Annotated in this window: 25 protein-coding genes and 1 other RNA gene; 9 read left to right on the top strand and 17 right to left on the bottom strand. The window is 63.8% G+C overall.

The annotated features are described in order from the left end of the window. Positions 1 to 85 precede the first annotated feature (85 nt). Entirely contained in the window at positions 86 to 511 is a 426-nt protein-coding gene (gene ndk, locus AWB79_RS22905) for a nucleoside-diphosphate kinase (protein ID WP_061169730.1), read from the bottom strand. Between the two features lie 347 nt (positions 512 to 858). On the opposite strand from ndk, the gene AWB79_RS22910 reads away from it, so the two are divergent. Further along, positions 859 to 1557: a Bax inhibitor-1/YccA family protein gene (locus tag AWB79_RS22910; RefSeq protein WP_061169731.1), complete on the top strand. Its 699-nt coding sequence runs from the start codon at positions 859 to 861 to the stop codon at positions 1555 to 1557. An 80-nt stretch (positions 1558 to 1637) separates the two neighbouring features. On the opposite strand, the gene rlmD is transcribed toward AWB79_RS22910, so the two are convergent. From rlmD to surE, 6 genes are all read right to left on the bottom strand, one after another. Further along, on the bottom strand, positions 1638 to 2942 hold the full coding sequence (gene rlmD, locus AWB79_RS22915) for a 23S rRNA (uracil(1939)-C(5))-methyltransferase RlmD (RefSeq protein WP_232470983.1): 1305 nt from the start codon (positions 2940 to 2942) through the stop codon (positions 1638 to 1640). Positions 2943 to 3121: 179 nt separating this feature from the next. Continuing rightward, a complete protein-coding gene (locus AWB79_RS22920; RefSeq protein ID WP_061169733.1) occupies positions 3122 to 3898 on the bottom strand; it encodes a 3'-5' exonuclease in 777 nt (258 codons plus the stop codon). Between the two features lie 47 nt (positions 3899 to 3945). Further along, positions 3946 to 5058: an RNA polymerase sigma factor RpoS gene (gene rpoS, locus AWB79_RS22925; RefSeq protein WP_061169734.1), complete on the bottom strand. Its 1113-nt coding sequence runs from the start codon at positions 5056 to 5058 to the stop codon at positions 3946 to 3948. 12 nt (positions 5059 to 5070) lie between these two features. Next, the gene (locus AWB79_RS22930) at positions 5071 to 6030 is read right to left on the bottom strand and encodes a peptidoglycan DD-metalloendopeptidase family protein (RefSeq protein WP_061169735.1); all 960 of its coding nucleotides are present in this window, start codon (positions 6028 to 6030) and stop codon (positions 5071 to 5073) included. 5 nt (positions 6031 to 6035) lie between these two features. Then, the gene (locus AWB79_RS22935; RefSeq protein ID WP_061169835.1) at positions 6036 to 7091 is read right to left on the bottom strand and encodes a protein-L-isoaspartate(D-aspartate) O-methyltransferase; all 1056 of its coding nucleotides are present in this window, start codon (positions 7089 to 7091) and stop codon (positions 6036 to 6038) included. After that, positions 7088 to 7846 carry a 5'/3'-nucleotidase SurE gene (gene surE / locus AWB79_RS22940; protein ID WP_061169736.1) on the bottom strand — a complete coding sequence of 253 codons (759 nt, stop codon included), beginning with the start codon at positions 7844 to 7846 and terminating at the stop codon, positions 7088 to 7090. Before surE ends, AWB79_RS22935 begins: the two co-directional genes overlap by 4 nt. A 103-nt stretch (positions 7847 to 7949) precedes the next feature. Between surE and AWB79_RS22945 the strand changes: the two genes are divergently transcribed. Then, positions 7950 to 8924 carry an NADPH:quinone oxidoreductase family protein gene (locus AWB79_RS22945; protein ID WP_061169737.1) on the top strand — a complete coding sequence of 325 codons (975 nt, stop codon included), beginning with the start codon at positions 7950 to 7952 and terminating at the stop codon, positions 8922 to 8924. A gap of 51 nt (positions 8925 to 8975) precedes the next feature. Beyond that, positions 8976 to 9962 (top strand): glycosyltransferase, encoded by a 987-nt coding sequence (locus AWB79_RS22950; RefSeq protein ID WP_061169738.1) that lies wholly within the window; start codon positions 8976 to 8978, stop codon positions 9960 to 9962. 13 nt (positions 9963 to 9975) lie between these two features. Here the strand turns inward: AWB79_RS22950 and AWB79_RS22955 are convergent, their stop codons facing one another. The 10 genes from AWB79_RS22955 to ffs form a co-directional block, all read right to left on the bottom strand. Further along, positions 9976 to 10941: a glycosyltransferase family 9 protein gene (locus AWB79_RS22955; protein ID WP_061169739.1), complete on the bottom strand. Its 966-nt coding sequence runs from the start codon at positions 10939 to 10941 to the stop codon at positions 9976 to 9978. A 230-nt stretch (positions 10942 to 11171) separates the two neighbouring features. Next, the gene (locus tag AWB79_RS22960) at positions 11172 to 11996 is read right to left on the bottom strand and encodes an ABC transporter permease (RefSeq protein ID WP_061169740.1); all 825 of its coding nucleotides are present in this window, start codon (positions 11994 to 11996) and stop codon (positions 11172 to 11174) included. Between the two features lie 6 nt (positions 11997 to 12002). Further along, entirely contained in the window at positions 12003 to 12833 is an 831-nt protein-coding gene (locus AWB79_RS22965) for an ABC transporter ATP-binding protein (RefSeq protein ID WP_061169741.1), read from the bottom strand. 3 nt (positions 12834 to 12836) lie between these two features. Further along, positions 12837 to 13874 carry an ABC transporter substrate-binding protein gene (locus tag AWB79_RS22970; RefSeq protein WP_061169742.1) on the bottom strand — a complete coding sequence of 346 codons (1038 nt, stop codon included), beginning with the start codon at positions 13872 to 13874 and terminating at the stop codon, positions 12837 to 12839. A 50-nt stretch (positions 13875 to 13924) separates the two neighbouring features. Beyond that, positions 13925 to 15136 (bottom strand): CaiB/BaiF CoA transferase family protein, encoded by a 1212-nt coding sequence (locus AWB79_RS22975; protein ID WP_061169743.1) that lies wholly within the window; start codon positions 15134 to 15136, stop codon positions 13925 to 13927. 25 nt (positions 15137 to 15161) lie between these two features. Beyond that, complete coding sequence (locus tag AWB79_RS22980; RefSeq protein WP_034473750.1) at positions 15162 to 15386, bottom strand: DUF1653 domain-containing protein; 225 nt, start codon at positions 15384 to 15386, stop codon at positions 15162 to 15164. Positions 15387 to 15400: 14 nt separating this feature from the next. After that, complete coding sequence (gene recR, locus AWB79_RS22985) at positions 15401 to 15997, bottom strand: recombination mediator RecR (RefSeq protein WP_061169744.1); 597 nt, start codon at positions 15995 to 15997, stop codon at positions 15401 to 15403. Between the two features lie 39 nt (positions 15998 to 16036). Beyond that, positions 16037 to 16363: a YbaB/EbfC family nucleoid-associated protein gene (locus tag AWB79_RS22990; RefSeq protein WP_014191628.1), complete on the bottom strand. Its 327-nt coding sequence runs from the start codon at positions 16361 to 16363 to the stop codon at positions 16037 to 16039. 109 nt (positions 16364 to 16472) lie between these two features. Then, positions 16473 to 18749, bottom strand: coding sequence for a DNA polymerase III subunit gamma/tau (dnaX, locus tag AWB79_RS22995; protein ID WP_061169745.1), 2277 nt, complete (start codon positions 18747 to 18749; stop codon positions 16473 to 16475). Between the two features lie 186 nt (positions 18750 to 18935). Then, positions 18936 to 19034: signal recognition particle sRNA small type (ffs, locus tag AWB79_RS23000), an RNA gene on the bottom strand. A 359-nt stretch (positions 19035 to 19393) separates the two neighbouring features. Here ffs and trxA point away from each other — a divergent pair. The 6 genes from trxA to AWB79_RS23030 all read left to right on the top strand — a co-directional run bounded on the left by trxA (position 19394) and on the right by AWB79_RS23030 (position 25982). Further along, positions 19394 to 19720, top strand: coding sequence for a thioredoxin TrxA (trxA, locus tag AWB79_RS23005; protein ID WP_008349330.1), 327 nt, complete (start codon positions 19394 to 19396; stop codon positions 19718 to 19720). 257 nt (positions 19721 to 19977) lie between these two features. Continuing rightward, positions 19978 to 21243, top strand: coding sequence for a transcription termination factor Rho (gene rho, locus AWB79_RS23010; protein WP_035501035.1), 1266 nt, complete (start codon positions 19978 to 19980; stop codon positions 21241 to 21243). A gap of 105 nt (positions 21244 to 21348) precedes the next feature. Further along, positions 21349 to 22176 (top strand): M90 family metallopeptidase, encoded by an 828-nt coding sequence (locus tag AWB79_RS23015; RefSeq protein WP_061169746.1) that lies wholly within the window; start codon positions 21349 to 21351, stop codon positions 22174 to 22176. Positions 22177 to 22316: 140 nt separating this feature from the next. Continuing rightward, a complete protein-coding gene (locus AWB79_RS23020) occupies positions 22317 to 22571 on the top strand; it encodes a type B 50S ribosomal protein L31 (protein ID WP_061169747.1) in 255 nt (84 codons plus the stop codon). A gap of 247 nt (positions 22572 to 22818) precedes the next feature. After that, a complete protein-coding gene (locus tag AWB79_RS23025) occupies positions 22819 to 24582 on the top strand; it encodes an ArnT family glycosyltransferase (RefSeq protein WP_061169748.1) in 1764 nt (587 codons plus the stop codon). Positions 24583 to 24620: 38 nt separating this feature from the next. Further along, the gene (locus tag AWB79_RS23030; RefSeq protein ID WP_061169836.1) at positions 24621 to 25982 is read left to right on the top strand and encodes an MATE family efflux transporter; all 1362 of its coding nucleotides are present in this window, start codon (positions 24621 to 24623) and stop codon (positions 25980 to 25982) included. Positions 25983 to 26059: the final 77 nt, after the last annotated feature.

Here is a 26059-nt window from a genome sequence, read left to right on the forward strand (position 1 = left end):
CCTGCTTGTTTTCGTACCGCTTTTCTTGCGTCGAGGCGCGATGCACGCAACGGCCACACAGCCATCGCGCGAAACAACGCGAAAATTAACGCGAGTAGACGTTCACTTCCGGGAAGAAGAAGGCAACTTCCTGGCGCGCCGTTTCCGGAGCGTCCGAACCGTGCACTGCGTTCGCGTCGATGCTGTCGGCGAAGTCGGCGCGGATGGTGCCCTTGTCGGCCTTCTTCGGGTCGGTCGCGCCCATCAGGTCGCGGTGCTTGGCGATCGCGTTCTCACCTTCCAGCACCTGAATCACGACCGGGCCGGAGATCATGAATTCCACGAGGTCCTTGAAGAACGGACGCGCGGCGTGCACGGCGTAGAACTTCTCTGCGTCGGCGCGCGACAGATGAACCATGCGCGACGCGATAATCTTCAGACCTGCGTTCTCGAAACGGCTGTAGATCTGGCCGATAACGTTCTTTGCCACTGCGTCCGGCTTGATAATCGACAGGGTGCGCTCGATCGCCATGAAAAACTCCAAAAAATGAACGGTTTACGGATTAAAACGAATCGACAATTGTAGCACGAAGCAAGGTATCATTGCGATTGAAACCTTACGACACCGTAAGGATCAAATCTGGCGAGTACTTGAACCAAGGAACACCCGGATTAGCCGTTCGAACTATTGAATTCGGGCCGCGCCGAGGCCATATTGGAGCAAGGCGCTGCATTGCAACCAGCAAGGCGCGACGCGGCGAAGGCACCAGAACGGTTCCGGCGGTCCTAATACTGGTTTAAGTCCGCGCACCTTATCATTCGTGTGTGACGAATGTCGCGGGAAGACCGAACGACAGACAATTGGAGCAAGGAGAAACCATGAACGAATCACCCTACAGCTTTGGCCGTAACGGCAGCGTCACCTCGGTGGAGACGCGCAACCGCGTGCTGCGCAACACCTACTGGCTGCTCGCGCTCTCGATGGTGCCGACGGTGCTAGGCGCGTGGGTCGGCGTGGCGACGGGCTTCTCGCTGTTCGCCGCCTCCAGCCCGGCAATGAGCTTCATCGCGTTCCTCGCGATCGCGTTCGGTTTCATGTTCGCCATCGAAAAGACGAAGAACAGCGGCGTCGGCGTCGCGGTGCTGCTCGGCTTCACGTTCTTCATGGGCCTGATGCTCTCGCGTCTGCTGAGCTTCATCCTCGGCTTCTCGAACGGCCCGCAGCTCATCATGATGGCGTTCGGCGGCACCGGCGTGATCTTCGCGGCCATGGCGACCATCGCAACGGTCAGCAAGCGCGATTTCTCGGGTCTCGGCAAGTTCCTGTTCATGGGCGTGATCGTCATTCTGCTGGCCGCGTTCGCGAACATCTTCCTGCAGTTGCCCGCACTGATGCTGACCATCTCGGTGCTCGCCATCGTGATCTTCTCGGCGTACATGTTGTTCGACGTGCAGCGCGTGGTGAATGGCGGTGAGACGAACTACATCAGCGCGACGCTCGCGATCTACCTCGACCTGTACAACGTGTTCACGAACCTGCTGGCGCTGCTCGGCATTTTCGGCGGCAACCGCAACTGATCTTCGGTTTCGGGCGCTGCAGCAAAAAAACCGGCCTTCGGGCCGGTTTTTTTGCGTCTGCGTAAATCGCTCGATCCGGTTCAATCGCGCTCGAACAACGCGATCGACTCGACGTGCGACGTGTGCGGGAACATGTTGACCACGCCGGCGCCTTTCATCCGATAACCTGCTTCGTGCACCAGCAGGCCAGCATCGCGCGCGAGCGTGGCCGGGTTGCACGACACGTAAACGATGCGCGTCGGCAACGGCCCGTCGCCGCTCTGCGCGATATCCGCGAGCGCCTTCGACACGGCAAGCGCGCCTTCGCGCGGCGGATCGATCAGGAATTTATCGAAATGGCCGAGGGCGCGCAGGTCGTCGGCGGTGACTTCGAACAGATTGCGGCACGCAAAAGACGTGTGAGTGTCGACCCCATTCGCTTTCGCGTTCTCAAGCGCCCGCGCCGTCAGGGCCTCGCTGCCTTCGATTCCCACCACTTCGCGCGACACGCGCGCGAGCGGCAGCGTGAAATTGCCGATCCCGCAAAACAGGTCGAGCACGCGATCCGATTTCTCCGGCGCGAGCAGGCTGAGCGCGCGGCTCACCAGCACACGATTGATCTGATGATTAACCTGCGTGAAATCGGTGGGCTTGAACGGCATGCGGATGCCGAATTCGGGCAGCGTGTAGGCCAGTTCGCGATCGAGCGGATAGAACGGATAGACCGTGTCGGGGCCTTTGGGCTGTAGCCACCATTGAACATTGTGTTCGTCGGCGAAAGTGCGCAGCAGCGCTTCGTCGGCTTCGGTCAGCGGCTCGAGAATGCGCAGCACCAGCGCGGTGACGTCCGAGCCCACCGCCAGCTCGATCTGCGGCATGCGATCGCGGATCGACAGCCCTCCCACCAGATGACGCAGCGGCACGAGCATCGCCGAAACGTGCGGCGGCAGGACTTCGCAGCTTGTCATGTCGGCGACGTAACTGCTCTTGCGTTCGTGGAATCCGACCAGCACGCCACCCTTCTTCTCGACGTGCCGCACGGTCAGACGCGCGCGATAGCGATAGCCCCACGACGGCCCGTGGATCGGCCGGAACATGGTTTCCGCACGCAGCTTCGAAAGATGTTGCAGATTGTCCTCGAGCACGCGCTGCTTCACGGCGATCTGCGCGCGCACGTCGAGATGCTGCATGGAGCAGCCGCCGCAAATCCCGAAAAACTGGCACTTCGGCTTCGCGCGGATCACGCTCTCGCGCAGCACCTTCACGACTTGCGCCTGCTCGAAGCTCGGTTTCTTGCGATAGCTCGCATAACTCACCTTCTCGCCGGGCAGCGCGCCCTCGACGAAGATGACCTTGCCCGGTTCGCCGTCGTCATTGACCGTGCGGCCCACGCCGCGCGCCTCCATGTCTAGCGAAACGATTTCGATTTCGGGCGCGACGAAGTTCGGATCGGGCGTGACGGATTTCGCCGGCGCCGCGCGGCGGCGATAAGAAGGTTTTCGAGCGGCTTCAGACACCTGCGTACTTCCTGACTAACGAATTGGCAAAGGCGAGATTGTAGACGAACGTCATCGACGCACCACGCCTACTTTCCGAACGCTGCCAGATATTCGGCCCAATGCGGCGAGGTTTCCTGCGCGAGCGCGTTCTTCACGAAGTTGATTTCGTCCGCGTACTCGTCGGGCGTGAAACCACCGCGCATCATCTGAAAACGGCAATACATCAGGTAGGTGTTGACGACATCGGTCTCGCAATAGTTGCGGATTTCGTCGATCTGGCCGTCGCAATACGCGTCCCACACCTTGCCGCCGTCCATGCCGAGCTTGCCGGGGAAGCCGCACAGCTTCGCGAGCGCATCGAGCGGCGCGTTGGCGCGCGCCTGATACATCGCGAGCACGTCCATCAGATCGATGTGCCGCATGTGATAGCGGCTGATGTAGTTGTTGAACTTGAACTCGCGATCGTCCTGGCCGAGATCCCAGTATCGCGACGCCGCGACGCCGTGCACCAGCGCGCGGTAATGCAGCACCGGCAGATCGAAGCCGCCGCCGTTCCACGACACGAGCTGCGGCGTGTACTTTTCGATCACGCGGTAGAACGACTGGATCAGCGCGGCCTCGCCGTCGGCCGTCGTCCCGAGCGAGCGCACGCGAAAGCCGCTGTTGTCGCGAAACACGCAGGAAATCGCGGCGACGCGTTGCAGATGATGCGGCAGAAAGTCATTGCCGACGCGCTCGCGGCGCGCTTCGAACGCATGTTCGGCGACTTCGCGGTCGGAGAGGTCATCGGGCAAATCTTCGAGACGGCGAATGCCGTCGACATCGGGAATGGTCTCGATGTCGAAAACGAGAATCGGTGTCATTGAATCCTGGAATGCGGCGCTCCAAACCGCAGAGCGCCGTCAAAGCGTCAAAGCACGGCGTCCTTGCGAACGCCGTTGGATGCGAAAAAGCGCTTGAGCCGCACGAGCGCCTCTTGCTGGATCTGGCGCACGCGCTCGCGCGTGAGGCCCATTTCGTCGGCGAGCTCTTCGAGCGTCGCGGGCTCGATATGGTTCAGGCCGAAACGCCGTTCTATCACATGCCGGTGTTTGTCGGACAGCCGCGACAGCCACAGACGCGTAAGCGATTCGAGCTCGCGGTGCTGTACTTCGGCGTCCGGCGACTGGCTCTGATCGTCGGAAAGCAGGTCGAGAAGGCTGCTGCCGGGATCGAGGTCGAGCGGCGCGTCGAGCGAAGCCGTGTGTTCGTTGAGCGCGAGGATATCCGTGACTTCCTCGGGCGTCTTGCCGGTGAGATACGCAATGTCGTCGATGCTCGCGTCGCGGCGCTCGGGCGCCACGCTGTCCTGCGAATTGGCGGAATTTTTTTCCAGATGGCGTTTCGCGCGCAACACCTGGTTGAGCTCGCGGATCACGTGCACCGGCAGGCGGACCGTGCGCGCCTGGTTCATGATCGCGCGTTCGATGCTCTGGCGGATCCACCAGGTGGCGTAGGTCGAAAAGCGGAAGCCGCGCGTCGGGTCGAATTTCTCGATGGCGTGCATCAGGCCGAGATTGCCCTCCTCGATCAGATCGAGCAACGGCACACCACGGTTCAGATAACCTTTCGCAATGCTCACGACGAGGCGCAAATTGCGCTCGATCATGACCTGGCGCGCCTCGAACTCGCCCGCCTTGGCGAGCCGCGAATAACGTTGCTCCTCCTCGACGGTGAGGAGAGGCTTTACGCTGATGCGATTCAGGTAATGCTGGATGGTGTCGGCCGTGAGTTCGGCCTGCAGGAGGGAGCGGAAGTCGTCGGCGTCGGGCGCGGAATCGTTTGCGCCCTCACCCGCTTCGTCGCTGTTCTTGCCGCGGCTGTTGCCGCTTTCTTCATCGCTGTCGGAATCGGACTCGATGTCCACGTCGACATTTTCGGCATCGTCGTCATGATTCGAAGCACCGTCTTCCACCGACACTTGCAAAGGTCGGCTGATCGTCTCAGTCTCGGCTTGCGGCAGGCGGCGCTTCGTTTTTGGCATGATGGTTTCGCTTTATTGCGGCGGCAAATACTTCAGTGGGTCAACAGGTTTTCCCTGTCGGCGAACTTCGAAGTGCAACATCACGCGGTCCGAATCGCTGTTCCCCATCTCAGCGATCTTCTGCCCTTTAGTTACCGCGTCTCCTTCTTTTACCATCAAAGCGCGGTTATGTGCATATGCCGTGAGAAAAGTCGCATCGTGCTTGATGATAATGAGATTGCCGTAGCCGCGCAGCCCATTTCCGGAGTAAACCACTCGGCCATCCGCCGAGGCATTCACCGGATCTCCCGCCGCACCGCCAATATTCAAACCCTTGTTCTTCGCGTCGTCGAACGTGCCGATAATCGGACCACGCGCCGGCCAGATGAACGCCGGCTGGCCCACGGGCGCAGCCGCGTTCGCATCCGCTCCGGGCACGCCCGGCGCACCCGGCGCCATGCCCGTCGCCGCACCCGGCACACCGGGGGTCGCGCCCATACCCGAATTCGGACCGTAGTACGGCGGCTGCGCCGCGGCGCCCGGCTGCGGGCTCGCGTAGGCGTTCGCGCCATTGAGCGGCTGCGTCTGCACGCCGCCGCCCGCGATCGGCGCGGTCGCTACGCCCGGCGTTGCTGCCGCGACGTTCGCGCCCGGAGGCGCCACGCGCATCAACTGGCCGACTTCGATCTGGTTCGGGTTGGTCAGGTTATTCCACGCTGCGATGTCGTGATAATTCTGACCGTTTTCCAGTGCGATCCGATATAGGGTGTCGCCCGGTTTTACGCGGTAATAGCCCGGAGGCGGTGGACCGTTGTCCGGCGTCTGGGCTGCCGTCGTGCCGATGGGCGCGCCCGTTCTGTCGACGACCGGCGCCATGTCCATGCGCGTCGAACAGGCCGCCAGCACGGACAACGCAAGCACGCACACGCCGCGCTGCGCCAGGCTCGCGCGTTGGTCGGCAGTTTCTTCTCGCAAAGCACGCAAGATACTCATCGGTGTCAAATCACTCCGGATTTTAAGGGTACAAAGAAAACGCGATCGAGCTGTTCCTCCCGCCATTGCGTCGCCGACACGCGCGTGACGAGCGTCAGCACCTGCGACTGCGCGGTCTGCGATCCGACCGGCGCGACGAGCTTGCCGCCCACCGCCAGCTGGTCGAGCAACGCCTGCGGCACGTCGAGCCCCGCGCAGGCAATCACGATCGCGTCGAACGGCGCAGCGGCGGGCAAGCCCAGGCGGCCGTCGCCGTAATGCAATCTGATGTTCGGCACGCGCAGCGGCCGGAGATTGAGCTTGGCGCGCTCCGACAAGGGGCGCACCCGTTCGATCGAATAAACCTCGGTCGCGACCTGCGACAGCACCGCCGCCTGATAGCCGCAGCCGGTGCCGATCTCCAGCACCTTGGCGAGCGCGCGCCCGGTCGCCACCAGTTCGATCATGCGCGCCACGACCGATGGCTTCGAGATGGTCTGGTGATGGCCAATGGGCAGCGCGGCGTCTTCATAAGCCTGCGCGGCCAGCCCCGGGTCGACGAACATATGGCGCGGCACGACCGACATCGCGTTCAGGACGCGCGGATCGGTCACGCCGTTCGAGCGCAGCCGTTCGACCATGCGCTCGCGCACCCGTTCCGAGGTGAGCGTCTGCGTGCTGGCCAGCGCGACATTGGGCGCGCCCTTGCGTGTCGCGGTGGAAGCGGCGTTCAGGTCGCGCTCGGCGGCCCGCGGCGCGTGCGCGGGACGATGGGTTTGTACGGCGCTCCTGTTCGCGGCCGGAACCGGTTTCGTTGCGCTTGCCGCCGGCTTCGCGTTGGAACGCGCGGGAAAAACCGATGTGGCCGGTGTGGCCGATGCGGCTGCCGTCGCCGGATTCTTCATCGCCGTGTTCGCCGCGCGCGAAGGACCCGGCTTGGCCGTCTGAGCCGTCGCTGGCTTGAGCGTGGCAGCGGCGACCGGCTTGCCGCGAGAATCGTGCGCGCGATGCGCGGGCTTGCGCGGCTCGCGAACCAGATCCGCGAGCGCCAGCGGGAAACGCTTGGCGCGCTCGTCGGTCATGTGCGACCGCTCCCGGCCCGCGCCCATTCGCGCGTCTCGGCCATGAGCCTGGTATGAGTGAGATCGAGTTGCAATGGCGTGATCGACACGAAGCCGTTGGCCACCGCATGGAAATCGGTGCCTTCGCTCGCGTCCAGCGCGTCGCCTGACGGGCCGATCCAGTAGATCGGATTGCCACGCGGATCGGTCTGGCGGATGACCGGCTGCGAAGGATGACGCTTGCCCAGACGCGTCACTTTCCATTCGCGGAGCTGGTCGTAAGGCAGGCTCGGGATGTTCACGTTCAGCAACGGATGCCCCGGCATCGGATGCTCGAGGAAATGCGCGACGATCTCGGCGGCGACGCGTGCGGCGTCATCGAGATGCAGCCAGTCGCGGCCGACGAGCGAGAACGCGATGGCCGGAATGCCGAACATGAAACCTTCGGTGGCGGCGGCGACGGTGCCGGAGTACAGCGTGTCTTCGCCGACGTTCTGGCCGTTGTTGATGCCGGAGACGACGAGATCCGGCTGATGCTCGAGCATGCCCGTGAGCGCGATATGCACGGAGTCGGTCGGCGTGCCGTTCACGAAATTGAAACCGTTCGGCGCCTGATGCACGCTCAAGGGCCGCGACAGCGTAAGCGAGTTGGACGAGCCGCTGCAGTTTTGCTCGGGCGCCATTACGGTTACTTCGCCGAGCGGCTGCAGGACATCGTGCAGCACATTGATGCCGCGCGCCAGATAACCGTCGTCGTTGCTGAGTAGGATTCGCATCCGACGATTGTAACCGAGGAAACATGGCGCGACGACGACTCGCAGGCTCGCGTCAGACCGGCTCTCTGGCCTAAACTGAGCCCTCTCGAAACGAGGAGACACTATGCGCGCCGTACGCTGCAACCAGCATGGATTGCCCGACACGCTTTCCATCGAAACGCTGCCCGATCTGCATGCCGAATCCGGCGAACTCGTCATCGACGTGAAAGCGGCGAGCGTGAATTTTCCCGACGTGCTCATCATCCAGAACAAATACCAGTTCAAGCCGCCGCTGCCGTTCACCCCGGGCGCGGAGTTCGCGGGCATCGTGCGTGAAGTGGGCGCTGGCGTCACGCGCTTTCGGCCGGGCATGCGCGTGGCCGCCTATACGGCGCAAGGCGCGTTCGCGGAGCAGGCGCGCGCCAAGGCCGACGACGTCATCGCCCTGCCCGATGACGTCGATCTCGCCGACGCCGCCGCGTTCACGCTCGCCTATGGCACGTCGTACCACGCGCTCGTCGATCGCGGCGAGTTGAAGGCCGGCGACACGCTGCTCGTGCTCGGCGCGGCCGGCGGCGTCGGCGTCGCCGCGATTCAGATTGGCAAGCTTCTCGGCGCGCGCGTGATCGCTGCGGCATCGAGCGCGGAGAAGCTGGCGTTCTGCCGCGCGCATGGCGCCGACGATGTCATCGACTATACGAATGAAGATCTGCGCGAGCGCCTCAAGGCGCTGACCGACGGTCTTGGCCCGGATGTCATTTTCGACCCGGTCGGTGGCGCTTATGCGGAGCCGGCGTTTCGCAGCATCGCGTGGCGCGGGCGGTATCTCGTCGTCGGCTTCGCGAACGGCGAAATTCCGAAGCTGCCGCTCAATCTCGCACTGTTGAAGGGCGCGAGCATCGTCGGCGTGTTCTGGGGCGCGCACATGCAGCGCGAGCACGCGCAGGCCGATCAGGAATTCGCGACCATGGTCGACTGGATCAAGTCGGGCAAGCTGCGCCCGGTCGTCACGAAACGCTACGCGCTCGACGAAACGCCGCAAGCGCTCGACGACATGATGCATCGCCGCGTGACCGGCAAGATCGTGATCGAGCCGTGACCCTCGCCTGCTAACATCGACCCCTCCCTCCCGCAAACCCCGCAAGTGAACATGACGAGCCCACGCATCGACGCCAGTGTCATCGTGCCGGTCTACAACTGCGAAGCCTGGCTCAAGCCGCTGCTCGCTTCCGTGCTCGATCAGGAGGGCGTGGCGCTCGAAGTCATCGCCGTCTGCGACGGCGCGACCGACGGCAGCCTCGCCGTGCTCGAGGCGATGGCCGCGCGCGATGCGCGCATCCGCGTTGTGACGCAGGAAAATCGCGGCCTGTCGGCGACGCGCAACGTCGGCCTCGCGCTCGCACGCGGCGAATGGATCGTCTTCGCCGACGGCGACGACTGGATGAAGCCCGGCGCTTTGCGCGCGTGGATCGGACACGGCCGCGAGCACGATCTCGAAGTGGTGATCGGCAATGGCTTCAGCTTCGAGACGCTGCCGGCGCCCGCCGATCCCGCGCCACTCTACGAGCGTCAGCCGTGGGGCGAAATCTGCAATGGCAAGACATGGATGGCGCGCACCGTGCCGAACGACGACTGGGTGGTGTGCGCGTGGCTGCAATGCGTGCGGCGCGATTTCGTCGAACGGCACGGTCTGCGCTTCGAAGAAGGCATCGTGCACGAGGACATCATCTGGGCGCTGCAGGTCGCGCTCAAGGCGCAGCGCGTCGGCTTCGTGCGCGAGCTTTACTATGGCTACCGGCGCAATCCCGCGTCGATCACGAATTCGCCTTCGCCGGCGGACGTCGCGCGCCGCGCCGCGGGTTATCTGCGCGTGATCGACGCGCTCGTGACGGCCGCACTCGATCCGCGCGCCGAAGCGGGTTTTCGCCGGCTGCTCTTGCGCCAGGCGAATCGCGAGGGCGGCAATCTCCTGCACATCCTCAGAAAGCGCATGTCCGATGACCAGCAACGCAAGCTCTTTGCGCAGCAGTTCCTTCAATCCGGTTATATCCGCGTCATGCTGAAAGGTGCGACGAACGCCAGCGAGTTCTGGCGCGCGGTGCGTTGCTGGCGCATGTATTCGCGCTTCGCGGCCTAGGCCGATCGCCGCTTCACATGCGACGCGATTGCGCGCCCGGCAGCATGCCCATGCGCGTCGCGTTGGCGTCGCCGAAATCGGCTGCCGCATGCTGACGGATCACGCGCGCATGCTTGCCGCGCAGCGTTTCGAAAGCCGTCGTCACGCGACGCACGGTGAGCAACCTCTGCCACAGACGCTCGCGAAGTCCGCCGAACGGCAAGAGCGAAGGCGGCAGCACGATCGCGCCCGGTCCCCAATCCGGGCGCCAGGAGCGAGCGAGCCCCTGACGCATGAACAGCGTGAGCGTCGGCACGCCGATGCAGGACGCGAGATGCCCGAGCCCCGAATCGTTGCCGATGAACCAGGCCGATTCGGCGATCCACTTCGCGACCTCGTCAAGACGCACGAGCGCATTGACCTCATGCCCGTCCTCGCCGATATCGCCCCATGCGCCCAACTCCGTCGGCGCGACGAGGAAGCTCGGCTGCAACTGACGGCGCGTCAGCACGCGCGCGAGCGCGAGAAACTTTTCGCGCCCCCACATCTTTTCCGGATGACTGCCCGTCGGATGAATGACGACGCGATCCGCGAAACGACCGCATCCGATGTCCGCCGGCACGACCAATCCGTTCGAGCGGGTGACATCGCGCAGACCCAGCACGTTCGTCGCGATTTCGACGACCCGATCCACCATATGCTTGTGGCCGCCGTATGCCGACAAGGTCGACAGACACAGCGTCTCGCCCGTTCGGCTCAGGTTCCGCGCGTAATCGGTGGGCCTCAGTTCGAGCACCGTGTCGAACGCGTGTTGCCAGTCCCCGGGCCGTCCGACCGTCACATGCGGAAACCAGTCGGCGAGCTGCTCCGCGACCCAGCCGAACACGACAGGTCTGTAACCATTGAGGATGAGGTTGTTGACGAGGACCAGCCCGATCAGGCTGTCACCGATCGGCGACGGCAGCACCACCGCAACCGAACGGTCATTTCGCAGTTTCATTCTTGGTCTCGCGGGATGGCGGGGACGATCACCGCGCTTGTTGCCACGCGATGACACCCGAACGCGGAGTGTCCCTTGTTTGCGTTACGACTTGATGTGCGTGCAAGCCGCTGTCGCCCGCAACACCTGAATCGCCCTGCATGATAGCGATGTCAGCCACGCATGACCATAACGAATTCTTACATATTTGGTGACAGCGTCTCTTGCGTCCGGGAGCCGTCGTCCAGCGGTCAAAGCTTCTCGGTCTCGCCGCTTTTCGGCTGCCATTTCATGAGCCGCCGCTCGACCAGCGCCACGAGCCCGTCGAGCACGAGCGCGAAGGCCGTGAGCACGAGAATGCCGGCGAAGACCGTGTTGATGTCGAAGGTGCCTTCGGCCTGCAGGATCAGATAGCCGACGCCGCGCGCCGAGCCGAGATACTCGCCCACCACCGAACCGACGAACGCCAGCCCCACCGAGGTATGCAGGCTCGAAAACACCCAGCTCGTCGCGCTCGGCAGATAGACGTGACGCAGCAGTTGCTTGCGGTTCGCGCCCAGCATGCGCGCATTGGCCAGCACGACCGGACTCACTTCCTTCACGCCCTGATAGACGTTGAAGAACACGATGAAAAAAACCAGCGTCACGCCGAGCGCGACCTTCGACCAGATGCCGAGACCGAACCACACCGCGAAGATCGGCGCGAGAATCACGCGCGGCATCGAATTGGCGGCCTTGATGTAGGGATCGAGCAGCGCGCTGGTCATGGGCGCGAGCGCGAGCCAGAGGCCGACGCCCAGTCCGGACACCGTGCCGATCACGAATGCCAGCACGGTTTCGATCAGCGTCACCCAGAGATGGATGTAGATCTCGCCGGTCGTGAACCACTCCCAGATGCGCACCAGCACCTTCTGCGGCTCGCCGAAGAAGAACGCGGCTTTATTGGCGTCGTCGAAATAGAAAGGCGGCAGGAGCGTCGGGCTCGTCAGCACGTACCACAAGACAAAGCACGCGAGCAGCAGCAGCCATTGCCACGCAATGAGATTCGCCCGGTTCGGGCGCAACTTGTTCCACATGATGTTTTATTCGGTGACAGCGGGCTTGAGCTGCTGTTGATAGCCCTTCAGCACTTCCTCGCGCAGCACGCCCCAGATCTGCGCATGCAATTCGACGAAGCGGGGATGCGAGCGGATTTCGGCGACATCGCGCGGACGCGGCAGATCGATCGTGAATTCACCGATCGGATGCGTGCCCGGTCCCGCTGCGAGCACCACGACGCGATCGGACATCGAAATCGCCTCGTCGAGATCGTGCGTGATGAAGAGCACGGCCTTGCGCTTCGCGGCCCACAGATCGAGCAGCTCGTTTTCCATGAGCTGGCGCGTCTGGATGTCCAGCGCGGAGAACGGCTCGTCCATCAGGATGATGTCGGGATCGAGAATCAGCGTCTGCGCCATCGCGACGCGCTTTCTCATGCCACCCGACAACTGATGCGGATAGCGGTCGCCGAAGCCGCCGAGACCCACGCGCTTCAGCCACTCCTCGCCGCGCGCGTCGGCTTCCTTTTTCGGCACGCCGTGGAACGCGAGGCCGGCCGTCACGTTGTCGAGCGCGGAACGCCACGGCATCAGGCCGTCGGCCTGGAACATGTAGCCCGCGCGCCGGTTGATGCCCTTCAGCTTCTCGCCGAACACGCTTACCGTGCCCGACGATGGCTCCAGCAACCCCGCCGACACGTTGAGCAAGGTGGACTTGCCGCAGCCGGTCGGCCCGACGACGGACACGAATTCGCCCGGCGCGATGGTCAGATTCGTATCGCGGACCGCCGTGTAGCGGTCACGGCGATTCTCCCGCGAGGCGAAGGTGCAGGTGACGTCCTGCAGCGCGAGCGCCGGTTCGATAAGCGACGACATCGATCAGACCTTCACGCTCGCGAGCGCCTTCTTGGCGAAGTCGTTGGTCCACGTCTTCGACAGATCGATCGGCTTGCCTTTGACGGTTTCGTCGAAGACCTGCAGCGTCTTGAGCGAGGTCGCGGGACCGTCGGCGGGCATCAGGCCGTCCGGCGAGAGCGCTTCCTTCACGTGCTGCCAGGAATCGAGATACAGCGCGCGGTCGCCCAGCAGGAAGCTTTCCGGCACGGTCGCGATCAGGTCCTTGCCCGATGCGGTCTGGAGCCACTTCAGCGCGCGCACCATCGCGTTGGTGAGCGCCTGCGTCGTGTTCGGATTCTTCGTGATGAAGCTCTGCGATGCGTACAGGCAGCCCGCCGGCATGTTGCCGCCGAACACCTTGACGGTATCGGCGAGCGTGCGCGTGTCGGAGACGATGCGGATTTCGCCCGCGCGATCGAGCTTGGTCATGACCGGATCGAGATTGGCGATGGCGTCGATCTGCCCGGATTCCAGCGCGGCGATCGCGCCCGCGCCGGCGCCCACGCCGATGAACGACACGTCGGTCGCCTTGAGTCCGGCTTGCGCGAGCACGAAGCTCGCCATGATGGATGTCGACGAACCCGGCGCCGTCACGCCGATCTTCTTGCCCTTCAGATCCGCGACCGACTTGTAGTTCGGCATCGTTTTCTTCGACACGGCCAGCACGATCTGCGGCGCGCGGCCCTGCAGCACGAACTCGCGGAAGTACTGATTCTTCGCCTGCAGCAGGAGCGTGTGCTCGAACGCGCCCGACACGACATCCGCACTGCCGCCGACCGCCGCCTGCAACGCCTTCGCGCCGCCGGCAAAATCGGAGATCTCGACGTCGAGCCCTTCGTCCTTGAAGTAATTGCGGCGCTCCGCGATGGTGAGCGGCAGATAGTAGAAAAGGTTCTTGCCGCCGACCGCGACCGACACCTTGGTCTGTTCCGGCTTGCCCTGCGCGAATGCGAGCGGCATGCCCGAAAATGCACCACTCGCGAGCACGGCGCCGCTCGCGATGAACGTTCTACGTTTCATCGTCTTGAGTCTCCTGAATTTTCTTGTTATCTGCGCGTCCGCCTGAGGGATCAGATCACCTTGGCCGCGCGCAGCCTCGCAATATCGTCGGCATCATACCCGAGCGTTTGAAGTACTTCATCCGTGTGTTCACCGAGTTGCGGTCCGAGCCAGCGCGTTTCGCCCGGCGTTTCCGACAGCTTCGGCGTGACGTTCGGCAGCGTGATCTCGTGTCCGTCCTGCCACGGAAAGCATTGCAGCATTTGCCGCGCGATGAATTGCGGATCGGTGAACATGTCCGCGACGCTGTAGATGCGGCCGGCCGGAACGTCTGCGGCATTGAGCACCGCGAGCGCCTCGTCGATGCTGCGCGTCGAGAGCCACGCGGCGATGGCGTCGTCGATTTCCTGCGTGCGAGGCACGCGGCCGTCGTTCGAGGCGAGCGCGGGATCGTCGGCCAGGTCCGCGCGATCAATCGCGTTCATCAGGCGCTTGAAGATCGGATCGCTGTTGCCGCCGATCACGATGCTGCCATCGCGGCACGGATATGTGTTCGACGGCACGATGCCCGGCAGCGACGCACCGGTGCGCTCGCGCACCATGCCATACACGCCGTATTCGGGCACGACGCTTTCCATCATGTTGAAGACGGCTTCGTATAGCGCGACATCGACCACCTGCCCTTTGCCGCCGTTGACCTGCTTGTGATGCAGCGCCATGAGCGCGCCGATCACGCCGTGCAGTGCGGCAATCGAATCGCCGATGGAAATGCCGATGCGCGGCGGCGGCAACTCCGGATAACCCGTGATGTGACGCAGCCCGCCCATGGATTCGGCGATCGCGCCGAAACCCGGCCGGTCGCGATACGGCCCGGTCTGACCGTAGCCCGAAAGCCGCACCATCACGAGACCGGGATTGTCGGCGGACAGCACCTCGTAACCGAGCCCGAGCTTCTCCAGCAAACCGGGCCGGAAATTTTCGATGACGACATCGGCTTCCTTAGCGAGGCGGCGCACGATCTCCTTGCCCTCGCCGGACTTGAGATTCACCGTCACGGATTTCTTGTTGCGCGCCTGCACCGCCCACCACAGCGACGTGCCGCCGACTTCGGGATAGAGCTTGCGCCACTTGCGCAACGGATCGCCGCCATTCGGATCTTCGATCTTGATGACTTCGGCGCCGAATTCGCCCATGAAGCGCGCGGCGAACGGTCCGGCGATGAGCGTGCCCAACTCCAGCACCTTGACGCCGGCGAGCGGCCCGGTCCCCATCGTTGCGCTCATGGCCTTGTCTCCTGGGTGTTTTTTGTTAGAGCGGAATATCGAGCGGCTTGAAACGAGGCGTGCCGTCGGCTAGCGTCTCGTTGAACATCGCCGCGGGGCGCACCCACAGACCGCGCTCGTGCGGCCAGAGATGTTCGTAGACGATCATCGCCTCCTCGGTTTCCGAGTGACGCGCCACGCCGATCACGCGATACAGCCCGCCCTTGTAGTGACGATGCGTCGCAAGCGCGAGGGCTTCGGTTTCTGTCATTGACTGAGATCCTTTCATACGGAGCGCCGGTCGAGCACCGCGCGCGCGATGGTGCCCGCATCGACATATTCGAGCTCGCCGCCGACCGGCACCCCGCGTGCGAGCCGCGTCACCTTCAGCCCCTTCGACTTGAGCGCCTGCGCGAGATAGTGCGCGGTCGCTTCGCCTTCGTTCGTGAAGTTGGTCGCGAGCACCACTTCCTGCACCACGCCGTCGAGCGCGCGGTTGATGAGGCGCTCGAAGTGGATTTCCTTCGGACCAATGCCGTCGAGCGGGCTCAGCCGCCCCATCAGCACGAAGTAGAGCCCGCGATACGTGAGCGTCTGTTCGAGCATGATCTGATCGGCCGGCGTTTCGACCACGCATAGCAAGGCCGGATCGCGCTCTTCGTCGAGGCAGACTTCGCAAATCTGCGCTTCGGTGAAGGTATTGCACTTCTCGCAATGCTTCAGATGCTCGGTCGCGAACAGGAGCGACGCCCCGAGCTTTTCGGCGCCCGCGCGGTCATGCTGCATCAGGTGATACGCCATGCGCTGCGCCGACTTCGGTCCGACGCCGGGCAGCGCGCGCAGCGCTTCCACGAGCGCCGACAGGGCGGAAGGTTGTTTCATGTTTCCTCGTGACGCGCCGGGATCGCTCCGGCGCGCGGTTTAGAACGGCAGCTTGAAGCCCGGCGGCATCGGCATGCCGGCGGTCATGCCGCTCATTTTCTCTTGCGTGGTGGCCTCGGCCTTGCGCACTGCGTCGTTGAACGCGGCCGCGACCAGGTCCTCGAGCATGTCCTTGTCGTCGGCGAGCAGGCTCGGGTCGATCGACACGCGCTTGACGTCGTTCTTGCAGGTCATCGTCACCTTCACGAGACCGGCGCCGGACTGGCCCTCGACCTCGATCAGCGCGAGCTGATCCTGCATCTTCTTCATGTTTTCCTGCATCTGCTGAGCCTGTTTCATCAGCCCGGCGAGTTGGTTCTTCATCATGGTGCGGCTCCTTCCTGGAAAACGTGTGACGGGTGAGCGCGCGGTTCACGCGCACGCTCGGCATTCGTTGATGATGCGCGGCGTCGATTCACGCGCCGCGCCCTTCGATTCACCACGGATTCGCGCCCGATGCGGAAATCGGCCTGATCGAACCCTGCACAATGCTGGCGCCGAAATCGCGGATGAGCGATCGCACGAACGGGTCCTGCTGGATCTCCTGCTCGGCTTCGTGCTGACGCTTCGCGCGTTCGGCTGCGTCGAGCGCGGCGGCGGTGCGGCGCGCCGGCCCGACGTTCACGGTGACTTCGATCGCGCGGCCGAGCCTTTCGGTGAGCGCGGCCGTGAGTTTCGTCACGTGCGAGGCGTCGGTGTACATCTGCACCGCGACCGCGAGCGTGACGGAATTCGCGGCGCACGCAGTCAGTTCGCTGTTGAACGCGAGCTGATACGCGACGCCCTTCAACGGCAGATCGACGGCGAGCGCGGGCCATTCGACGTTGACGCCGAGCGCGTCGAGCGGCACGGCGGGCGGCAACTGCGTAGCGTCGATTCTGGGCGGCGGCGCCGATTTCGGCGCGGGCTCGCTGTTGCCGAAGCGCATGTCGTCCGGGCCGCTGTCGAACGCGGGCACGAAACCGTCGTCCGGCGGCATGAAGTACTCGGCTTCCGATCCCGGCGGCGGGTAATCATCCGCCGGCATATCTTCCCAGGGCGGAACCACATTCGCCTTGCCGGCGTTGCTCGCGGCGGGCCTGGGTTCGGGTGCGGACGGCGCGGGTGGCGCACGTCGGGGCGTCGGAACCTGAACCTGCACGGTCGGTTTCGCGGCAGGCTTCGGCATCGCGGGCGCGGCCGCTTGCGCTGCCGGCGCCCCGCGCGCGCCTCGGTCCGAAGAAATGCGCATGCCCGCGCTGCGCAGCACGTCCAGCGCAGCGCTCGCGCCGCCTGCTGCGCGGGGGGCGTTCGTGGCTTGCTCCTCCAGCGCGCGTGCGGCAGGCGCCGCAGCCTCGTCGGCGGCTTGCCGCGCGGCCTTCGGAACGGGTGCGGGTTTCGCGGGTACGGGCTCGCTCGTCTCGACGGTCGCCTCAGCTTGCGCCGTTTCAGCGGCGACTTCCTTTGCAGGCGCCGGTTTCGTCTCGACAGCATCGGGTTCCGCTGCCGGCATCGGCACCGGCGCTTTCGCTACGGGCGCGGGCGCGACCGCGCGCTCCGCCATCGCGCCCGCGAGCGCGGCGCCACGCGCCGGCTTGGCGCCCGAAGGCGCGCTCACCGCGACGCCACCGCCGCCTCCGCCGGGGCCGCCCGCTGGCTCGAATGCGAGCATGCGCAGCAGCGTCATCGTGAAGCCGGCGTATTCGTCGGGCGCGAGGCCGAGCTCGCTACGGCCCACGGTTGCGATCTGATAGAAGAGCTGGACTTGCTCGGCGGCGAGGGTATCGGCGAAGCGGCGGATATCGGCGGCCTCGGGCCATTCATCCAGTACCGACGAAGGCGCGAACTGCGCCCACGCGATCCGGTGCAGAAGGCTCGCGAGATCCTGCAGCGCGGTGGAAAACGACAGGCTGCGCAGCGCCATTTCGTCGGCGATCGCAAGCAGGCTCGCGCCATCGCTCGTGGCGAGAGCGTCGATGAGACGGATAAGATAGCTTTGATCGAGCGCGCCCAGCATGCCGCGCACGGCCTCCTCGGTGACTTCGCTCGACGAATAAGCGATCGCCTGATCGGTCAGCGAAAGCGCGTCGCGCATGGAGCCATCCGCTGCGCGCGACAAAAGCCGCAGCGCCTGTGACTCGAACGCGATGCTCTCCTGCTGAAGAATATTCTCCAGATGCGACACGATATGCCCCGCCGGCATCTGCTTCATATTGAACTGCAGGCAGCGCGAGAGCACGGTGACCGGAATCTTCTGCGGATCGGTCGTCGCGAGAATGAACTTCATGTGCGGCGGCGGCTCTTCGAGCGTTTTCAACATTGCGTTGAACGCTTCTTTCGTGAGCATGTGCACTTCGTCGATCATATAGACCTTGAAGCGCGCATCGACGGGCGCATACACCGCGCGTTCCAGCAGCGTGCGCATGTCGTCGATGCCGCGGTTGCTCGCCGCATCCATTTCGACGTAGTCGACGAAACGCCCTTCGTCGATTTCCCGGCACGCACGGCACACGCCGCACGGCTTAGAGGTCACGCCGGTTTCACAATTGAGCGCCTTCGCGAAGATGCGCGAGAGCGTCGTTTTGCCGACGCCGCGCGTGCCCGTGAACAGATAGGCGTGATGCAGGCGGCCGCCGTCGAGCGCGTGCGTGAGCGCACGGACGACGTGCTCCTGGCCGACGAGCGACTCGAACGATTTCGGCCGCCACTTGCGTGCGAGAACTTGATAGGTCATGCGCGAAATTGTATCAGCAACGCCCGCGCGCAAACTCCGCCCCAGAGGCCCGCAAGCCCGCGCAAAGCAGGCACTTTCGCGCGACGAAAATGCACGAGCGCACCGCATGCAAATGGCGCGAATCCGACGAGTAAATCAGGGAATGCTGCAGCAGAAGCTACGGAGACAAAGCAGAGAAAAGCGGAAGGTGACGAGCCCGACCCTCGGCACTGGTGGAAAGCGGCTGTGGCTGCTTCGTTCCCGACCTGACCAGGTTGACCGCGCCACCATGCGAGGAGGCCCGTCACGTCGAATTGTACCACGGCCCTCGACATGCCCGGAAGGCTTCAGTGAAAACGCCAGCGCCGGACTCGCGGGCCATCTCCGCGACGTCGACATCGCCTCTTGTGCTTGGTGTTTTCGCCCTCAGATTGCCTCTATCGGTATCCGGCAACGGATAGCAAAGTAGGCTAAGATGACAAGTGAATTACCCGAAGGCGGTGCATTTCGCCCTCTCGCGGTTCATTCGCCGCCGCGCGCGGGGCATTCCGGCGCACGGTGTGCAAGCCTTCTTGCGGCCGTAGGCGACGAATCTTTTTTTCAGTTTTCGTGTATCGTGGCGAGCATTCAAACGCGGGCCTCGAATCAATAGAGGTATTCAGACAATGAGCGAATCAATCAAGCACATCAGCGACGCTTCTTTCGAACAGGATGTGGTCAAGTCGGATAAACCTGTCCTGCTCGACTTCTGGGCCGAGTGGTGCGGTCCGTGCAAGATGATTGCCCCGATCCTCGACGAAGTCGCGAAGGATTACGGCGATCGTCTGCAGATCGCGAAGATCAACGTGGACGAGCATCAGTCCACGCCAGTGAAGTTCGGCGTGCGCGGCATTCCCACGCTGATCCTGTTCAAGAACGGCGCCGTCGCCGCGCAGAAAGTCGGCGCGTTGTCCAAGTCGCAACTGACCGCGTTCCTCGACAGCAACCTGTAACTGCATGATCGGCGGGCGCCGGCATCCCCGGCGCCCGCTTCTAGCATCCCCAGCGCATACAGGCGTCACGCGATGCATCCGATGTTGTCGCGCGACAACATCGGCCGAAAAGCCCCGCCCAAAGCCCACCCGAGGCTGCTGCGGCGTGTGCTATGCTAGAATCACAAGAGTTCAAGAAGTATTAAGTCTCGAGCGGTTCCGCTCACCTCTTCTCCCAAATCTTTCTGTCGCACCTCTCTCCCTGGCGGGAAATCCGTATGCATTTATCCGAGCTCAAGTCTCAGCACGTGTCTGCACTGATCGAGATGGCCAATGGCCTCGAGATCGAAAATGCGAACCGCCTGCGCAAGCAGGAATTGATGTTCGCGATTCTTAAAAAGCGCGCCAAGGCTGGCGACACGATTTTCGGCGACGGCACCCTCGAAGTGCTGCCCGATGGCTTCGGCTTTTTGCGCTCGCCCGAGACCTCGTATCTCGCGAGCACGGACGATATCTATATCAGCCCGTCGCAAATCCGCCGCTTCAATCTGCACACCGGCGACACGATCGAAGGCGAAGTGCGCACGCCGAAGGACGGCGAGCGTTATTTCGCGCTGGTAAAAGTCGATAAAGTCAACGGGCAGCCGCCCGAGGCCTCGAAACACAAGATCATGTTCGAGAACCTCACGCCGCTGCATCCGAACAAGCCGCTGCCGCTCGAGCGCGAAATGCGCGGCGAGGAAAACGTCACGGGCCGGATCATCGACATGATCTCGCCGATCGGCAAAGGTCAGCGCGGTCTGCTGGTCGCGTCGCCGAAGTCGGGTAAAACCGTGATGCTCCAGCACATCGCGCATGCGGTGAAAGCGAATCACCCGGACGTCATCCTGTTCGTGCTGCTCATCGACGAGCGTCCGGAAGAAGTGACGGAAATGCAGCGCTCGGTGCGCGGCGAAGTCATCGCTTCGACCTTCGACGAACCCGCCGCGCGTCACGTGCAGGTGGCCGAAATGGTCATCGAAAAGGCGAAGCGTCTGGTCGAAATGAAGCACGACGTCGTGATTCTGCTCGACTCCATCACGCGTCTCGCACGCGCCTACAACACGGTGGTGCCGGCCTCGGGCAAGGTGCTGACGGGCGGCGTCGACGCCAACGCGCTGCAACGTCCGAAGCGCTTCTTCGGCGCGGCACGGAACATCGAGGAAGGCGGGTCGCTCACCATCATCGGCACGGCGCTGATCGAAACCGGCAGCCGCATGGACGACGTGATCTACGAAGAGTTCAAGGGCACCGGCAATATGGAAGTGCACCTCGAGCGCCGTCTCGCGGAAAAGCGCGTCTATCCGTCGATCAATCTGAACAAGTCGGGTACGCGTCGCGAAGAACTGCTCATCAAGCCGGATCTGCTGCAAAAGGTCTGGGTGCTGCGCAAATTCATCCACGACATGGATGAGGTCGAAGCCATGGAATTCCTGCTCGACAAGATCCGTCAGACGAAGAACAACGCCGAGTTCTTCGACATGATGCGTCGCGGCGGAGGCTGATCCCGCTTCGTTGCCTGAACACAAAAAACCGTCTGCTTCGTCAGGCGGTTTTTTGTTGGCGCCGTGCGTACAATCCGCAACTGTTCCCGTCTTCCGATTCGACGCATGGCCAACCTCTTCTCCCGCTGGTTCGGCGCGCAACGCCGCGAGCGCGCGCTGCGCAAATACGCGATCGACGACGCGCTCTGGCAGCGCACGCTCGGCGCGTATCCGTGCTTCGGTCATCTGAGCGCGGAAGACCTGCTGCGGCTGCGCGAGAGCGCGAGCCTGTTCATCGCGCAAAAGGAATTCTCGACCGCGCACGATCTCGAACTGACCAACCAGATGATTGTGTCCATCGCCGCGCAGGCCTGTCTGCCGGTGCTCAATCTGGATCTCGATCTGTATCGCGGCTGGGTCGGCGTGATCGTCTATCCGGGCGAGTTCATCATCAGGAAAACCGTGGAAGACGAGGACGGCATCGTGCACGAAGTCGAACACGACGCAAGCGGCGAAGCGTGGGAAGGCGGTCCGGTGGTGCTTTCGTGGGAAGATGCCCAGATGGCAGACGGCTCCGACGCCTACAACGTCGTGATCCACGAGTTCGCGCACAAGATCGACATGGTGACGGGCGAAGCCGACGGCCATCCGCCGCTTTATCGCCGCTGGCACGCACCGCTCGATTCGACCGCGTGGGCCGATATTTTCGACAACGCCTACGACCAGTTCTGCGCGCGCGTGGACGCGGTGCCGCAGTCGCGCTTTCGCCGTTTCGAGCGCGAATCGCTGATCGATCCTTACGCGACCGATCATCCGTCGGAGTTTTTCGCGGTATGCAGCGAGGCGCTGTTCGTCACGCCAAAGCCGTTCGAGGCGGAATATCCAGAGCTGTACCGGCTGCTCGCGCGCTATTACCGGCAGGACCCGGCGGGCGTCGGCGCGCTCCGCGCGTAAGCTGCGCCGGAACCTCCAAAAAAGATGTCAACCGACTGATTTTCTGGCATAATCGCCGCTTTTCGACCCTAGGCAAGTGACTCGCGCGGCACTGCAAACAAGTGCAACGGGTTGGCTACCGCCAGATCTCAGGAAAGACCATGAAACAAGGCATTCACCCGGATTACCGCGAAGTTCTGTTCATCGACATGTCGAACGACTTCAAGTTCGTGACCCGCTCGACCATCCAGACGCGCGAAACGGCCGAATTCGAAGGCAAGACCTACCCGCTCGCAAAGATCGAAGTGTCGTCGGAATCGCACCCGTTCTACACCGGCCAGCAGAAGATCATGGACACGGCCGGCCGCGTCGAGAAGTTCAACAACAAGTTCGCACGCTTCTCCACCAAGAAGTAAGTCGGGCTTCAGGCTTCATGAAAAAAGGGCAGCTTTGGCTGCCCTTTTTTGTCGCCGTTCGTTTGTCCGCGCTAACAAGCGCACCGGCATCGCCCTTGCTCAATCTGGTAAGGGTTGTAGCGCACTGTTACAGCGGGCGCTGCCGGACGCGCCCGATCGTCGCGACGCGACTACAATGCCGGTTGCTCCGGCCCCGCCGCGCATCCGGCGCGAATCAGCGGACCGTTTTTCCATCAAGTCCTAACGCATGCGATCTGTCGTTCGTCTGACCGCCTCCGCCACCAGCGCCCTGCCGCGCTGGCTGCTGCTCGCCATCTGCATTACCTACGCGTCGTTCGGCCTGTTCGGCCGCGATCCGTGGAAGAACGAGGATGCGGCGGGCTTCGGCGTCATGTGGACGATGGCCAACGGCGACGCCCGCGACTGGCTGCTGCCGAATCTCGTCGGCAAGGCGCCGACCGCAGACGGCCCGCTGATGTACTGGCTCGGCGCATCGGCGATTCGAATCCTGAGTCCTTGGGTCGATGCGAGCAATGCCTCGCGCGTGGTCACGGGCCTGCTCTTCTGCCTCGCCTGCGCGTTCGTCTGGTATTCGACCTATCTGCTCGGCCGTCGCGACGAAGCGCAACCGTTCAAGTACGCATTCGGCGGCGAGCCCGAGCCGCGCGACTACGGCCGCACGCTGGCTGACGGCGCCCTGCTGATCCTGCTCGCGTGCTTCGGCCTCGCGGAGCGCGGCCACGAAACCACACCGCAGCTCGCACAGTTCGCCGGCACCGCGATGCTCATCTACGGACTCGTGCGCAGCCTGGACAAGCCGATCCACGGCGGCCTCGTGTGGGGCGCGGCGATCGGCGTGGTCGGGTTGTCCAGCTCGCCGGTGCTGGTGTTCGCGCTGCTGCTGTGCACGCTCGCGATGACGATCATCGTCAAGCAGGTGCGCGCCGCGCCGCTCCTGATCTACGGTCTGCCGGTCGCCGTCCTGCTGATCGCCGCGTGGGTACTGCCGACGCTGCACTACTTCCCCGACGACGGCCAATGGTGGCTGCGCCAATGGTGGCGCAACAGCTTCTCGTTCTTCTCCGGCACGCCCGGCTCGATCTTCGGTTACGCGGTCAAGAACCTGCCGCTCTTCACGTGGCCCGCGTGGCCGCTCGCCGTGTGGGCCTTCGTGAGCTGGGGCGGCATGCGCCGCTCGCCGCACGTGGGCGTGCCGCTGTCGATCATCGGGCCGTTGCTCGTGCTGGTCGTGCTGCAGGCGCATGAAACCAACCGCCTCTTCATGCTGCTGCTGCCACCGCTTTCCGTGCTCGCGACGTTCGCGCTGCCGACGCTCAAGCGCGGCGCGATCAACGCGATCGACTGGTTCGCGATGCTGAGCTTCACGATCATCGGCTCGCTCGTGTGGCTCGTGTGGACCGCGGGCATGATCGGCTTTCCCGCGCCGATGGCCCGCAATCTCGCGCGTCTAGCGCCTGGCTTCCATCCCGAATTCAAGCTGATTTCGTTCGTCTGCGCGGTGGCCGTGACGGTGTGCTGGTTCATGCTCGCGCGCTGGCGCCTCGCGCGTCATCCGAAGGTGCTATGGCGCAGCGTGGTGCTGTCGAGCGCGGGCACCACGCTCATGTGGGTGCTCCTGATGACGCTGTGGCTGCCGGTGGTCAACTACAGCCGCACGTATCGCGATGTCGCGGAACAGATCGCCGAACATCTGCCGCCCGATTACACCTGCATCTCGCCCGTGCGTCTGGGCGACGCGCAGATCGCCACGTTCGCGTATTTCGGCGGCATGCACTTCGCGTTCGATGAAGACTGCGACGTGATCCTGCGTCAGGATCACGCGGACTACGGCGAGCCGTCTTCTATGTCGGAATTCCAGTGGAAGCTGGTCTGGGAAGGCCGGCGCGTGGCCGACCGCGACGAGCGCTTCCGCCTCTACGTGCGCATCGAACGGCCGACGCCGCCGGCGAAGAAACCGCTGCGATCGAAGAGCCTGCGCCGGACGCAGTAAGCATGCGCGCGACAACGACTGCGGCCAGCACGACCGGTATGCTGAGCGACGTGCGCAAGATCGCGGCGCTCGCGTGGCCTGTGCTGATCGGCCAGCTCGCGGTGATCGCGTTCGGCGTGATCGACACCGCAATGGTCGGCCGCTTCTCCGCCACCGATCTCGCCGCGCTCGGGCTCGGCGGCTCGGTCTACATCTCGGTGTATATCGGCCTGACGGGGATTCTCGTCGCGCTGCAGCCGATTGCCGGGCAACTCTTCGGCGCGGGCCGCGAGAGCGAGATCGGCGAGGAGACGCGCCAGGCGCTGTGGCTCGCCGCCGTGCTGACGGTCATCGGCTTCGTGCTGCTGTTCCATCCGGAACCGCTGCTCTCGCTCGCGAAAACGCCGCCCGCGCTGCACGACCGCACCGTCGACTATCTGCGCATTCTCGCGTTCGGCCTGCCCGCGAGTCTTGCGTTCCGCGTCTACAGTTCGCTCACCAATGCGGTCGGCAAGCCGCGGCTCGTGATGTTCCTGCAAGTCGGCGGATTGCTGCTCAAGTTTCCGCTCAATACGTGGTTCATCTTCGGCGGGTTCGGCGTGCCCGCGCTCGGCGGTCCCGGCTGCGCGCTCGCGAGCACGCTGATCAACTGGGCGCTGGCGATCGTCGGCATGACGGTGCTGTTCAAGGTCGAGTTCTTCCGCCCGTTCGGCATCTTTTCTCACTTCTGCTGGCCGGTCTGGCGGCGGCAACTCGCGCTCCTGCGACTTGGCATTCCGATGGGCCTGTCGTACCTGATCGAAGTCACGTCGTACACCTTCATGGCGCTGTTCATCTCGCGCTTCGGCACGACCACGCTCGCGGGCCATCAGATCGCCGGCAATCTGGGCGCGGTGCTGTACATGACGCCGCTTTCCATCGGCATTGCCGCGTCGACGCTCGTGTCGCAGGCGCTCGGCGCGCAACGCCACGACGACGCCCGTTCCATCTCGCGCCACGGCATCGGCATGGCGTGCGTGCTGGCGCTGGTGTACGGCGTGATCCTGATCGCCGCGCGCCCGCACATCATCGCGGCTTACACACCCGATACGAACGTGATCGCCGCCGCGATGCCGCTCGTGCTGATCATCGCCTTCTACCATCTCGGCGATGCGCTGCAGATCACCACCGCGTTCATCCTGCGCGCGTACAAGGTGACGCTCGTGCCGACCCTGATCTACGCCATCGCGCTGTGGGGCATCGGGCTGGGCGGCGGTTATCTGCTTGGCTTCGACGTCGGCGGCGGCGTGCCGGAATGGCTCCAGGGCGCGCGCGGCTTCTGGATCGCCAATTCGGCGAGCCTGGGTGTGGCCGGCATCGGGCTGTTCGTTTATTGGCGGCGCGTCAGCTCGCGTCATCTGAAGAACGTCGACCCGAACTGAACCGCGTGCATCCGATGCGATGGTTTGTATGAAAAAGCATCGCCGGTTTGCATCATCGGAAAGAACGACGTAAGGCT

It is taken from the genome of Caballeronia hypogeia (genome assembly GCF_001544875.2).
Classification (GTDB): domain Bacteria; phylum Pseudomonadota; class Gammaproteobacteria; order Burkholderiales; family Burkholderiaceae; genus Caballeronia; species Caballeronia hypogeia.